The sequence below is a fragment of the Brucella pituitosa genome (assembly GCF_965577835.1).
GTDB lineage: Bacteria > Pseudomonadota > Alphaproteobacteria > Rhizobiales > Rhizobiaceae > Brucella > Brucella pituitosa.
In genome coordinates this window covers 585,908-598,512 of sequence record NZ_OZ264093.1, presented here as the reverse complement: position 1 = coordinate 598,512, position 12,605 = coordinate 585,908, and the positions used below count along the sequence as shown (strand labels likewise).

The following is a 12,605-nucleotide window of genomic DNA, read 5'->3' as shown; positions in this document are numbered from 1 at the left end:
GCTCTATCAGGCCTCTTTGTCGGCTCTCAAACATGCTCACACTCTCCTCCATCAGCACTTCGAGAAGCAGAGTAAGAGGGCATAAAGTCAGTTAAAACTGTAAAATTGCTGGGTCATTTGTAAAAATTCTGGCAATTTGCACAGTCAGAATGTAAAAAATGCTATGCATATTTTTGATGAACTGGATCATAAACTCATTGCCATTCTGCGGGAGGACGGACGCGCGCCGCTTTCGAAACTGGCTACAATCCTTGGCGTTTCACGCGGCACAGTTCAGGTACGGCTCGACCGCCTGCTCGAAACAGGTGCCGCACTTGGCTTCACGATCCGGGTTCGGCAGGATTACGATGATGGTGTGGTGCACGCGATCATGTTGATTGAGGTGCAAGGCCGATCAACGACCAAAGTCATCAAGCTCTTGCGCGGACTGCCGCAGATACGCACCCTGCATACGACCAATGGATCGTGGGATCTGGTGGCAGAAATCCATGCGGAAAGCCTTCATGAGTTCGATCGCGTCTTGCGCGAAGTGCGAACAATCGAAGGCGTGCTGAACAGTGAAACCAGCATCCTGCTCAGCAGCGTATAAAAGGGCCGGTGGTTCCCGCCACCGGCCTTGCCAATAATCAGGCCGCTTTTTTCAGTGCCTTTTCACACCGGAGCAGCATACCGTAGAGATCGCGCGGCTCATCCGGGTCAGCAAGCATGTCGAGTTCGACATAGAGACCTGTTTCCTGCAGTTTGCTGCGCACATAACGCAGCGCAGAAAAATCTTCGATTGCGAAACCGACACTGTCAAACAAGGTAATGGCACGGTCTGATGCACGGCCTGCAACAGCACCCGTGATAACTTCCCATAGTTCCTTGACCGGATAATCGGCATCAAGCTGCTGGATTTCACCTTCAATGCGGGTCTGCGGCGGGTATTCGACAAAAATATCGGAGCGCAGCAGGATATCCTTGTTGAGCTCAGTCTTGCCGGGGCAATCGCCGCCAACTGCGTTGATATGCACGCCCGGGCCAACCATGTTGTCGCTCAGAATGGTCGCATATTGCTTGTCGGCTGTGACAGTCGTGATGATGTCGGCACCTTCAACGGCTTCCTGCGAAGTGGCGTGGATTGTAATCGAAAGGCCATTATCGCTCAGATTGCGTGCGCAACGTTCACTTGCCGAGCGATCAATATCAAACAGACGCAGATTTTCGATCCCCAGAATAGCTTTGAACGCCAGCGCCTGAAACTCGCTCTGTGCGCCATTGCCAATGATCGTCATGGTCTTTGAATCAGGTCGGGCAAGATGTTTCGCAGCAACCGCCGACATAGCCGCCGTGCGCAATGCCGTCAGGATCGTCATTTCGGTCAGCAGCATTGGATAGCCATTGCCGACATCGGCCAGCACACCAAAGGCGGTGACGGTCTGGCGACCTTCCCTGGTGTTCTTCGGATGGCCGTTCACATATTTGAAGCCATAAAGCGTGCCATCGCTCGTTGGCATCAACTCGATGACGCCTTCATCAGAATGCGAAGCGACGCGCGGCGTCTTGTCGAACTGCTCCCAGCGGCGGAAATCTTCCTCGATCACCTCGGCCAGCTCCTTGAGGAAGGTTTCGACACCCACGGTGAGCACGAGCTTCATCATGTGATCGACACTGACGAAGGGAACAATGTTCAGCTTTTCATTGGTCATTTATATGAACCTTTATCCAACATATTTCAGCAGAGCGCTGCTGGCTCAGGCCTTGGTTACGAGGAAATTTTCCGCGATCATCGAAACGATCTGCGGCAACACTTCAAAGGCATAAGGCGCGTGTACGCGCTCCAGCTTCTGATGGAACTCACGTCCCCATGGGCCGATATTAACCACCGGAAAACGCAAAGCGTCGCCCGCTGGATGATCGACAAGGCGGGCAACAGGCGTATTGTTCGACACGATATCCTGACCAAGCGTTGCCTGCCCCAGGAAGCTCATGTCTGAGATGCCCTGGAAATGCGGCTTCCAGACAAGCGACTGATCCGGGAAGGCCGCAAAAGTCTGCATCGTTGTGTCGATAGCCTGCTTAAAAGCGCGATCATTGGCCTGAGCATCGTCGAGATGGCTTGCCGGATAATGCAGACCCGCAAAACCAACCACAACTGCCGGACCAGACAGATGCGCAACGCCGACAAGCCACTCGGTCAACTGACGGCTGACCGATAGTGGATTGTCGATACCGGCAAGACGCTTTTCCTGCGTGCTGTAAAGCGCTTCAAACTGTTCACCAGCAACATCGGCAGCCATTGCACGCAACTGCTCGAAAGTGATGAGCTTTGGTGCAGCCGGAATTGCGCCTGCACGCTTGCCGATCAACTGGCCGAAAGCTTCTGATTGTGCTGCAAAGCGTTCGACAGCCTCTGTCGCGCCCGCCAGCACTTCATTTTGGAAACGGCTGAACAGCTCATCAGCAGTCATGGCGTGGTAAAGCCAGTTAAGTGCGATCCAGAAGCGCTCCGGCGTCGTCACTTCATAGCCATCGCGGAGGTCTTTCGCCTCAAGGCAGATCGGTGGCGGCGAGATATCATTTTCATCGCGATCGGCAAGCGCTGCATTGCCTTCAAAGCGCGCCAGAATGCTGGCGGCCATCGCCTGTGCGCTCACGCCTTCATAAGGATAGCTCGCATGTGAGCTCAATCCGATAACCAGCGCAAAGGGCAGCAGCTTTCCGATGGTCCCAGCATAAACCGCACGACCTTCTTTTCCGTCGCCCTGATCGGACGTCACATCGAGATTGATCGCTGCCGAGATTTCAATGTCGAAATCACGGGCAATCGTCGGCAGCGCGTTGCGCATTGAGCGCATGCCGCGGCTTTCGCGCTCTTCGTCCGGTGTGAAAACCAGCAGCAGATTGCCGCTGCGATCCGGGTCAGCCGCGAATTTCTCCGCGCATGCAATGCCCACGGCAAGACCGCTTTTCATATCAAGCAAGCCACGACCGGGAAGGAAATCGCCGCTAAGCAAATCTTCAAGCGCGCGTTCTTCCTGAGCGGAACGGGTGCGCTTCGACAGATCCTTGATAAGCGCATCTTTGAGGTTGCGGCTGTCGCATGCAAGCGACTTCAGCTCGTGATAATTATCAGTCGCGACCGTATCGAAATGGCCTGCGAGTGCAAGCGTGCGTTTGCCGTTACCACGGACCAGCGCGACCACATTATGCGTCAGCGGATCGCCATGGCTGGCAACGGTGCGAATATTGTCCGGGTTTTGCTGGAAATATGGAATTTCCTTCAACAAGCCAACGAGGCGCTCGGAAAATTCGGCTTCACCGGGAGTGCCGGTTTCGCTGCTCCAACCGACCATGCGCAGGGCCAGCTCTTCGACATGCTGCGCATTAATATGGTTGTGCGCCGTCGTTACGGCGTTTTGCGCGCCGTTTGAAACATTCGCAGTCATGAAATCTAATCTCCGTCGATTAGAGCGTATTCCGAGATGATAGAAATACGCTGCAGAATATAAGTATTACGATGCCGTTCGCGTTGGATCAGGCGACTAGTGCGAAAGATGTTTTCTCAAGAAGGCTCGGGTCCGTTCCTCGGTTGGATTGGACAGAACCTGCTGCGGCACACCCTGTTCAACCACCACACCACCGTCCATGAACATCACATGATCTGAGACTTCCGCCGCAAAGCGCATTTCATGCGTTACGATCAACATGGTCATGTGCTCATTTGCGAGCTGCTTCATGACCTGATTGACTTCCTCAACCAGCTCCGGATCGAGCGCAGAGGTTGCTTCATCAAAAAGCATGACCTTGGGCTGCATCGCCAGAGCGCGAGCAATCGCAACGCGCTGCTTCTGACCGCCGGAAAGACGTGCCGGATAGGCATTGCCCTTGTCGACAAGACCGACCTTGGCGAGCAGATTGTTGGCGCGTTCCAATGCATCGGCTCGTGACAGGCCCTTGAGCTTCATCGGTCCAACCATGATGTTCTGCAGAACCGTCAAATGCGGAAAGAGGTTAAACTGCTGGAAAACCATCCCCATTTCCTGACGGATATGGTTGATGTGTTTTTCAAAAGCGCGGCCTTTAAGCGGGCGATTGACCTGATGCCCATCAAGCCAGATTTCACCGCTTGATGTTTCTTCCAGCATGTTGATCGAACGCAAAAGCGTGCTCTTACCTGATCCGCTGGGGCCGATAATGGAAACGATCTTGCCTCGCGCGACGGTCAAATCGATGCCTTTCAGCACCTCATGCTCGCCATAGGATTTCCTGATCTGACGCAACTCGATCATGGGGGTCTGTGTGTTCATCGGATAGCTTCCGCTTTCTTGGCCGCTTTGCTCAAACCCCATTCCATCAAGAGATTGACGAGGTAATAGAGTACGGCTGCAACGAAGTAGAACTCAAAGGGGCGATAGGTCTCGCTGATGGCGCGTTGCGCATTCAACACCAGTTCTGTGATGCCGAGCACGGAGAGGACGGCTGTGTCCTTGAGCAGAATGATGCTGTTATTGCCAACCTGCGGCAGAGCCGTGAGGATCGCCTGCGGGATAATGAAATAGCGTAGCGATGCACCATGGCCGAAGCCGAGCGACCGGGCGGCTTCCATCTGTCCTTCGTCGACAGTCTCAAGCGATGCACGGAAAATATCGGCATTATAGGCCGCATAATGCATGCCAAGACCGAACACGCCGGTCCAGAATGCCGGCACCATGATCCCTATCTGCGAAAGGCCATAATAGAGCAGATAGAGCTGCAACAGCAGGGGCGTTCCCATGAAAAGGAAAACAACACCACGCACAGGCAGGCTGATAATTTTGGGCGCATGAAGCGTGATGATCGCGATCAGAATACCGAGCACAATGCTGATCACACCCGCAAGTACGGTGATCAGAACGGTCCAGAGCAGACCGATCAGCATCAGTTCGAGATAAGACGGAACAACGGTGAAATCCAGGCTCATGCTTCCGCCCTCCTGTCAGCATTGAAAAAGATTTCAAAGCCGCGGATGATCAGTGAAATGATAGCGATAATGACGATGTAAGCGGCACCGGCAATCGCAAAAACCTCAAATGGCTTGTATGTCGAAGTGACAAAGCGCTGAGCGGTATAGGTCAGTTCAACCACGCCGATTGTCGAGACGAGCGCGGTGCTCTTGGTCAAGATGACCGTATTAACGCCAAGCGAACGGATCATCAGCGGAGCCGCCTGCGGCAGGATGAAAAGCCGCATGGTCCCGGCCCTGCCAAAGCCCAGCGAACGCGCCGCTTCATTCTGGCCTTTATCGACCGCCAGAATTGCTCCGCGCATCCCTTCAGACATATAGGCGCCGATGTTGAAGCCCATCGTGATGACACCCGCCACAAACGGGGTAAATTCAAAACCAAACTGCGGGCCGCCAAAAAACACAAGGAACAGCTGCACCAGAAGCGGTGTACCGCGCATGATGCTGATATAGCCGATAGCGATCCAGCGAATAGGCGCATAGCGCGAGAAGCGCGCCATGACGAGAAGGCTGGCAATAACGAGGCCAATCAGCAGCGATACGATAGTCAGTTGGACTGTGACCCAGGCCGATTCAACAATGAAGGGAAAAATCCGCCCGATAAGTGCGATATCCATCCTTCAACCTTTCTGCTCCATCAGGAAAATATCTCCTATGGCGCATATGTCTCTCAGCCAAAGGGCTGGTGAGAAGCTGTAAAGCAGAGTTTAGGGACTATTGATCAGATAAGGGCAGCTCACTTTGCTGCCCTCACCCGAAACAGTTCGAATTAGCGGATATCCGCACCAATCCATTTTTCAGAAATGGCCTTATATGTGCCATCAGCCATCATATCGTCGAGCGCCTTCTGCATGGCAGCCTGAAGCTCCGGATTGTTCTTGCGAACCGCAATACCGATATCGTAACGCGGCAGCTGATCGTCCTTCACTTGTTCAATCGGCGCATTGCTCTTGCCTATTGCGACAAGCACAGGAACGTCATCAGCGACAACAGCGTCGATACGACCCGAACCAAGATCGAGAAGCATTTCAGGCAGACCCTTATAGGTGCGGACTTCATATTTGCCCTGCTCACGAACCCATTTTTCGGAGGTTTCGCCCAGCGTCACACCGATTGTCTTGCCTTCCAGTTCGTTGAGCGACTTGACCGTATCACCCTTGCGAATGAACAGCGCCAGGCCCGAACGATAGTAAGGTCCAACGAAGTTGATTGCCTTCTTGCGTTCTTCCGTGATGCCCATCGAGCCAACGATCGTGTCGTAACGACCAGTCACGAGACCTGCAATGATGCCGTCCCAGGCCGTGGTAACGATTTCTGGTTCTGCCTTCAGGCGACGTGCGATTTCCGAGCCGATATCGACGTCAAAGCCGACAACCTTATTGCTCTCATCGACAAAGCTGAACGGAGGGAACACACCCGAAAGGGCAATCGTCATCTTGCCCTTGCTCTGAATCTTTTCCAGATCGTCGGCTTTGGCTGTGTTTAAGGAAACACAGATGCCAAGCGCCACAAGGGCTGTGGAAAAAAGTTTTGCAAATTTCATGTTGAAGGTTCCCCTACGAGAGCCCCGTTTTGGAGCTATATTAACGCTGTTTTCGAGACGTTGTAACCGGCCTGAACAGGGATTTGCACAATGCTCCTATCACTTCGTTCGTATTAGAAGCTGCATTTGCATTCCCCTTATCAAAATCATTATCTGCAATCAGATTGACAAAAAAGAATATAAAGTGATTATTTTTATAAAATAGTGACGATATCGTCAGCCTAACTTACTTTTAAGAAAGTCACTGCCATGGATGAGCTGGACAAGAGACTGGTCACTGAGCTCCGCATCAACGGTCGCGCTTCTGTTCCACAGCTCGCGGAGCTCTTAGGCGTTGCACGTGCCACAGCGCAAAAGCGTCTCGACCGGCTGATTGCCAATGGCGACATCAAAGGCTTCACGGTCCGCGTTCGCGATGACATCGGCAAGGATCAGATCCGTGCGTTCATGCTCATCGAAATGTCGGGCTCGTCACTGAAAGCAACGATCAGCGCAATCAAACGCGTTCCCGGCCTGACCGGCGTATTCAACACCAATGGCATCTGGGATGTGATCGCCGAACTGGAAGTCTCGACCATCTCTGAGCTCAATGAAGTGATTTCGACAATCCGCTCGCTTCAAGGGGTCAGCAAAAGCGAAACCTTCATCATGCTTGGGCCAGCATAAAGCAACCTGTTTATCCTCTTTGCCGACTATTTATAAGCTTTATCGGAACCAAAGCAGACGCCAACTCGTTACTCCGCACACATTCACTTAACAGAAAAGTGGCCGATGCATGTTCTATACTGCAGGGCCGCTATTCTGTTGCGTGGAGCAATATTAAACCAGACGCAAGAAGGCGGTGGCGAATGGCGCAAAGCGATGCTGCAAGCAGCTCATCTCAGGCTACACCATTACAAATTCACGATATTAAGGTCATCGACAACACGAAACTCAAAAAAGCCATTACTGCAGCGGCCCTGGGCAATGCGATGGAGTGGTTCGATTTCGGCGTCTATGGCTTCGTAGCCTATGCTTTGGGGCAGGTTTTCTTTCCCAATGCAGCACCCGGCATTCAGACCATTGCAGCTCTCGCTACATTCTCTGTGCCCTTTCTGGTGCGCCCTCTCGGTGGCCTGTTCTTTGGCGTCATGGGCGACCGTTTCGGGCGACAAAAGGTTTTGTCACTCACAATCATCATCATGGCTGCCAGCACTTTCTGTATCGGCCTTATCCCGTCCTATGCCACAATCGGCATCTGGGCCCCGATCCTTCTGCTGCTTTGCAAGCTGGCACAGGGCTTTTCCGTAGGCGGCGAATATACGGGCGCTGCGATCTTCGTCGCAGAATATGCTCCCGACCGTCGTCGCGGCTTCCTCGGTAGCTGGCTCGACTTCGGCTCCATTGCAGGCTTTGTGCTCGGTGCAGGCCTCGTCGTGTTTCTCAGCACGATGGTCGGAGAACAAGACTTTCTGGATTGGGGCTGGCGTATTCCATTCTATCTCGCCGCCCCGCTCGGCTTGATCGGGCTTTATCTTCGCCATGCCGCAGAGGAAACACCTGCTTTCACACAACAGCTTGAAGCACTGGAAAAAGCAGATCGCGATGCCATCGAAGATCGTCCGATGGTGTCCTTCAAAGAGATAATCAACAAATATTGGCGTGCATTGTGCGTTTGTATCGGCATGGTTCTGGTGACGAATGTCACCTATTACATGCTGCTCACCTATATGCCGACCTATCTCTCCCAGAGCCTCGGCTATTCCGAAGATCGTGGAGTTCTCATCATCATCGTGGTGATGATCGGAATGCTGTTCGTGCAGCCCGTTGTCGGTTTTCTCAGTGACCGGTTTGGTCGCAGGCCGTTCCTGATCATCGGCAGCGTCGGCTTGCTGCTATTTGCCCTGCCAGCCTTCCATCTTATTGCCAGCGGACACATTGCGACTATTTTTGCCGGCTTGCTGATATTGGCGATATTGCTCAACTGTCTGACCGGCATCATGGCATCGACACTGCCAGCACTGTTCCCGGCACGCATTCGCTATAGCGCGCTTGCGGCAGCCTTTAATATTTCGATCATTGTTGCGGGTCTGACCCCAACTGTTGCCGCATGGCTCGTCGAGGCAACAAATAATATCTATTTGCCCGCTTATTATTTGATGTGTGCAGCCGTTGTGGGTCTCATCACGGCATTCTTCCTGCCCGAAACGGCCAATAAGCCGCTGCGTGGCGACACGCCAAGTGCCTCCAACAAAACGGAAGCCAAGCTGTTGCTCAAGGAGGCCTATTCCCACATCGAGGAACGCGTTGACAAGCTTGATGACGAGATTCTTTCGCTGGAGCAGCAGATCGAAGAGCTGCAGCAACGCCGCCAGGCGCTCGTTGACAGGCATCCAAAATTAAGCTGATCCGCACCAGCTTTCAGCCTGTTGCTCACCAAGCCCCATCAGATCAATGGCGCGCGCTGCGATCTGTTGGGCAACATCTTCTACCGTTTGTGGATGCAGATAAAAGGCCGGTACCGGCGGCATCACGATTGCACCCATTTCGGTGACCGTACACATATTGCGCAAGTGGACCAGATGCAGCGGTGTCTCGCGCGTGATCAGCAGCAGCCTGCGCCGCTCTTTCAGCTGCACATCGGCTGCGCGCGTCAGCAAACTATCGCTGAAACCATGGGCAATCGATGCTAACGTGCGCATGGAACAGGGCGCCACGATCATACCGGCGGTCGGCACCGATCCGCTGGCAATCGCAGCTCCCACGTCCTCGATCGAATAGGTCTTTTCTGCCAGCCGATGCAGCATTGAATAGCCGTTCGGGCCCAGCTCATAGCGCAGTGTCCGCTCTGCCGCCTGCGATATGACAAGATGCGTTTCAACGCCCTGCATCCTGTTCAGACATTCCAGTATTTTCAACGAAATCAATGATCCAGACGCGCCGGACACACCCACGACTACACGCTTCATCGTCTCGTCTCCCGGTCAATGCCCAATTCGCCCCACAGTGCGTCCACCCGCGCAATGGTCTCTTCATTCATGGAAAGGACGTTGCCCCATTCGCGATCCGTTTCCGCACCGATCTTATTGGTCGCATCAAGCCCGAGCTTGCCGCCAAGCCCTGAGCGCGGGGACGCGAAATCGAGATAATCCACCGGCGTATGATCGAGCGTCACCAGATCACGGCTCGCATCAAAGCGTGTCGAAAGTGCCCAGAGCACGTCATCCCAATTGCCTATATCGATGTCGGGATCGACGGCGATGATAAGCTTGGTGTAACTGAATTGCGGCAGCATCGACCAAAGCCCCATCATGACCCTGCGCGCTTGCCCCGGATATCGCTTGTCGATTGCCACCACCATCGCACGATAGGAACAGGCGGCAGGCGGCAGCCAAAGATCGGTAATCTCTGGGAACTGCTTGCGCACAACCGGCACAAACAGCTGGTTCATCACTTCGCCGAGCTTTGAAGGCTCGTCAGGCGGTCGCCCCGTGTAAGTGGAAAGATAGATCGGGTTCTTGCGCATGGTGATTGCGCTAAGACGCACAACCGGAAATTCTTCAACACTGTTATAATAGCCGGTGTGGTCGCCATAAGGACCTTCCGGCGCGGTTTCGGTTGTCGATACAAAACCTTCAAGCACAATTTCCGCATTGGCTGGCACAGTGAGTGGCACCGTGCGCCCCTCTGCGATCGCAGGCCTTCGTCCCGACAAAAGGCCCGAAAATGCAAGCTCGCTCATCCCTTCCGGCAAGGGCATGACAGCCGCCAGAATTGCTGCCGGATCGGCCCCGATTGCAACGGCAACCGGCATATCTTTCCCCGCTTTTTGCCACATACGATGATGCCGGGCACCACCGCGATGCGCCAGCCAACGCATGATCAGCCTGTCTGGCCCAAGCTTCTGCATCCGGTAGATGCCGACATTGATGTCAGAGGGATCATCTGGCGCACAGGTGATGACCAGAGGCCATGTCACCAGCGGCGCAGGCTCTCCCGGCCAGCACCATTGTATCGGCAACGCACCCAGATCAATCGCCTCACCTTCATGCACGATTTCATGCACTGGCGCACGCGTGACACGACGTGGTCGCATTGCCATAGCGGCTTTTGCCAAAGGCAGCTTGCTCCATATTTCGCCTGCTGAACGCGGCGGGGTTGGCGCTCGCAGCTCGGCCAACAGATTGGCCAAAGCAGGCAGCTCCTCAGGCGTGCGACCAAGCCCCCAGGCAATCCGCCGCTTGGCACCAAAGAGATTGGCGAGAAGCGGAATGGATTGCACTTTGCCCTCGGCATCGACCGGCTTTTCAAACAGCAAGGCCGGACCATCGGCCGCCAGAACACGCTTGTGAATTTCCGTGATCTCATGCACGAGCGAAACCGGACGCCGGATGCGGACAAGATCTCCGCGCCTTTCAAGTTCCGACACGAAACTCTGTAGATCGTCATAAGAGGAAGGCAGTGATGAGGCATTTTTCATGCCTCACTTTGAATACGCAATTCTTCTGCCGTCTTTGATCCAGATCAAACTCTTACGGGCTTGAATCACCTAGTCCTTGTGAAGACGTCACAAAGCAGGTGCGCATAGAAGTGTCTGGAGCAAAATCATGATGAAAATTCCGCCCGCCGTGGTTGCCCCGGTTCGGTTTGTTCCGCCATTTCTGCTCAGCCCGATCGTTTCTCGCGTGTTCTTTCAGGTTATCCGCGCACATCCCGGCCTGTTTGAACGGTTAGGGCAGCACGTCAACAAACGGTTTGGGTTCAGACCATCGGATTTGCCCCTCGCTTTTCTGGTTGAACCAGGGGCCCCGCGCATTTCGGTACTGCGCAGCAGCGCAGAATTTGTGACCGATGCCGCTATCGAAGGCCCACTCGTGATGCTGCTTGCCCTTCTCGAAGGCAAGCTCGACGGCGATGCCTTGTTCTTTTCGCGCGACATCACGGTGACTGGCGATATGGAAGCCATGCTTGCCCTGCGCAATGCACTGGATGATTGCAATGTCGACCTGCCAGCCGACCTTGGAAAAGGGGCGGGGCCTTTCGAGCCAGTGGTACGAACCATCGCAGGTTTTGTTCGCGACAGAGCGCTCGCCGCCGACACGAAAGAGGATGCCCGCTCATGGAACTGATCTGTCCTGCCGGAACACCCTCCGCATTTCGCGAAGCCGTGCAAGCCGGAGCGGATGCAGTTTATTGCGGTTTCCGCGATGAAACCAACGCACGCAATTTTCCGGGGCTCAACTTCAGCCGTGAGGAGTTGCGGGAAGCAATCAATATCGCCCATGCGCGGCGCACGCAGGTCTTCGTCGCCATCAACACCTTCATGCGCGCAGGCGATGAGCAACTCTGGTACAAGGCCGTTGATGACGCCTCGGCATTGGGTGCCGATGCAGTGATCCTCGCTGATTTTGGCCTCATGGCCTATACGGCTGAGCGTCATCCGCAGCAGCGGCTGCATGTTTCAGTACAGGCTTCGGCTTCCAATGCCGCTGCGATCAGCTTTCTGATTGATGCCTTCAAGGCAAAGCGCGTGGTACTGCCGCGTGTGCTGACGATCCCCGATATCGCAAAGCTCGGACGCAAGATTGCTTGCGAAATGGAAGTCTTCGTCTTTGGCGGCTTGTGCGTCATGGCCGAAGGGCGCTGCTCCCTCTCTTCCTACGCCACCGGACGCTCACCCAATATGAACGGTGTCTGCTCGCCTGCAAGCCATGTGCGGTATCGGAACGAAGGTGCCGAACTCGTTTCGGAACTCGGCGATTACACCATCAATCGCTTTCCGGCAGGCGAAGCCGCAGGCTACCCGACCCTCTGCAAAGGGCGTTTCAACATTGGTGATGAAGAAGGCTACGCCTTTGAAGACCCGGTTTCTCTTGATGTGATGAACCACATAGACGAACTCCGTGCGGCCGGTGTTTCGGCTCTGAAAATCGAAGGGCGACAGCGCGGCAAAGCCTATGTCGCGGAAGTGGTATCGACACTTCGTCAAACACTTGCCGCCGGACCCGAAAAACGGGCGGCCCTGCTTTCACGACTGCGCGCATTGAGTGAGGGTCAGCAGACCACATCGGGCGCCTATGAAAAACGCTGGAGATAGCC

Annotated in this window: 13 protein-coding genes; 5 read left to right on the top strand and 8 right to left on the bottom strand. The window is 54.4% G+C overall.

The genetic code is table 11. The features are described from left to right. Nucleotides 1-163: 163 nt before the first annotated feature. Nucleotides 164-589 carry an Lrp/AsnC family transcriptional regulator gene (locus ACSME1_RS14060; RefSeq protein WP_024895598.1) on the top strand — a complete coding sequence of 142 codons (426 nt, stop codon included), beginning with the start codon at nt 164-166 and terminating at the stop codon, nt 587-589. 37 nt (nt 590-626) lie between these two features. Here ACSME1_RS14060 and ACSME1_RS14055 read toward each other — a convergent pair whose 3' ends face one another. The 6 genes from ACSME1_RS14055 to ACSME1_RS14030 all read right to left on the bottom strand — a co-directional run bounded on the left by ACSME1_RS14055 (nt 627) and on the right by ACSME1_RS14030 (nt 6,527). Further along, a complete protein-coding gene (locus ACSME1_RS14055) occupies nt 627-1,688 on the bottom strand; it encodes an ornithine cyclodeaminase (protein WP_024895599.1) in 1,062 nt (353 codons plus the stop codon). 45 nt (nt 1,689-1,733) lie between these two features. Further along, nucleotides 1,734-3,335 (bottom strand): M20/M25/M40 family metallo-hydrolase, encoded by a 1,602-nt coding sequence (locus ACSME1_RS14050; protein WP_024895600.1) that lies wholly within the window; start codon nt 3,333-3,335, stop codon nt 1,734-1,736. 189 nt (nt 3,336-3,524) lie between these two features. Beyond that, the gene (locus ACSME1_RS14045) at nt 3,525-4,289 is read right to left on the bottom strand and encodes an amino acid ABC transporter ATP-binding protein (RefSeq protein WP_024895601.1); all 765 of its coding nucleotides are present in this window, start codon (nt 4,287-4,289) and stop codon (nt 3,525-3,527) included. Further along, nucleotides 4,286-4,942, bottom strand: coding sequence for an amino acid ABC transporter permease (locus ACSME1_RS14040; protein WP_024895602.1), 657 nt, complete (start codon nt 4,940-4,942; stop codon nt 4,286-4,288). Before ACSME1_RS14040 ends, ACSME1_RS14045 begins: the two co-directional genes overlap by 4 nt. After that, the gene (locus tag ACSME1_RS14035) at nt 4,939-5,601 is read right to left on the bottom strand and encodes an amino acid ABC transporter permease (protein WP_024895603.1); all 663 of its coding nucleotides are present in this window, start codon (nt 5,599-5,601) and stop codon (nt 4,939-4,941) included. Before ACSME1_RS14035 ends, ACSME1_RS14040 begins: the two co-directional genes overlap by 4 nt. 152 nt (nt 5,602-5,753) lie before the next feature. Continuing rightward, on the bottom strand, nt 5,754-6,527 hold the full coding sequence (locus ACSME1_RS14030) for an ABC transporter substrate-binding protein (RefSeq protein WP_024895604.1): 774 nt from the start codon (nt 6,525-6,527) through the stop codon (nt 5,754-5,756). 249 nt (nt 6,528-6,776) lie between these two features. Here ACSME1_RS14030 and ACSME1_RS14025 point away from each other — a divergent pair, with 249 nt between their 5' ends. Both ACSME1_RS14025 and proP read left to right on the top strand, forming a co-directional pair. Next, nucleotides 6,777-7,193, top strand: coding sequence for an Lrp/AsnC family transcriptional regulator (locus tag ACSME1_RS14025; protein WP_100557622.1), 417 nt, complete (start codon nt 6,777-6,779; stop codon nt 7,191-7,193). 182 nt (nt 7,194-7,375) lie between these two features. Beyond that, a complete protein-coding gene (proP, locus tag ACSME1_RS14020) occupies nt 7,376-8,914 on the top strand; it encodes a glycine betaine/L-proline transporter ProP (RefSeq protein WP_024895606.1) in 1,539 nt (512 codons plus the stop codon). On the opposite strand, the gene ACSME1_RS14015 is transcribed toward proP, so the two are convergent. After that, complete coding sequence (locus ACSME1_RS14015) at nt 8,906-9,475, bottom strand: UbiX family flavin prenyltransferase (protein WP_024895607.1); 570 nt, start codon at nt 9,473-9,475, stop codon at nt 8,906-8,908. The two genes, proP and ACSME1_RS14015, sit on opposite strands and share 9 nt — an antisense overlap. Continuing rightward, complete coding sequence (locus ACSME1_RS14010; protein WP_024895608.1) at nt 9,472-10,986, bottom strand: UbiD family decarboxylase; 1,515 nt, start codon at nt 10,984-10,986, stop codon at nt 9,472-9,474. The genes ACSME1_RS14015 and ACSME1_RS14010 overlap by 4 nt, the downstream gene beginning before the upstream one ends. 127 nt (nt 10,987-11,113) lie before the next feature. Here ACSME1_RS14010 and ubiT point away from each other — a divergent pair, with 127 nt between their 5' ends. After that, complete coding sequence (gene ubiT, locus ACSME1_RS14005; RefSeq protein ID WP_024895609.1) at nt 11,114-11,635, top strand: ubiquinone anaerobic biosynthesis accessory factor UbiT; 522 nt, start codon at nt 11,114-11,116, stop codon at nt 11,633-11,635. Next, entirely contained in the window at nt 11,626-12,603 is a 978-nt protein-coding gene (gene ubiU, locus ACSME1_RS14000; RefSeq protein ID WP_024895610.1) for a ubiquinone anaerobic biosynthesis protein UbiU, read from the top strand. The genes ubiT and ubiU overlap by 10 nt, the downstream gene beginning before the upstream one ends. Nucleotides 12,604-12,605 lie beyond the last annotated feature (2 nt).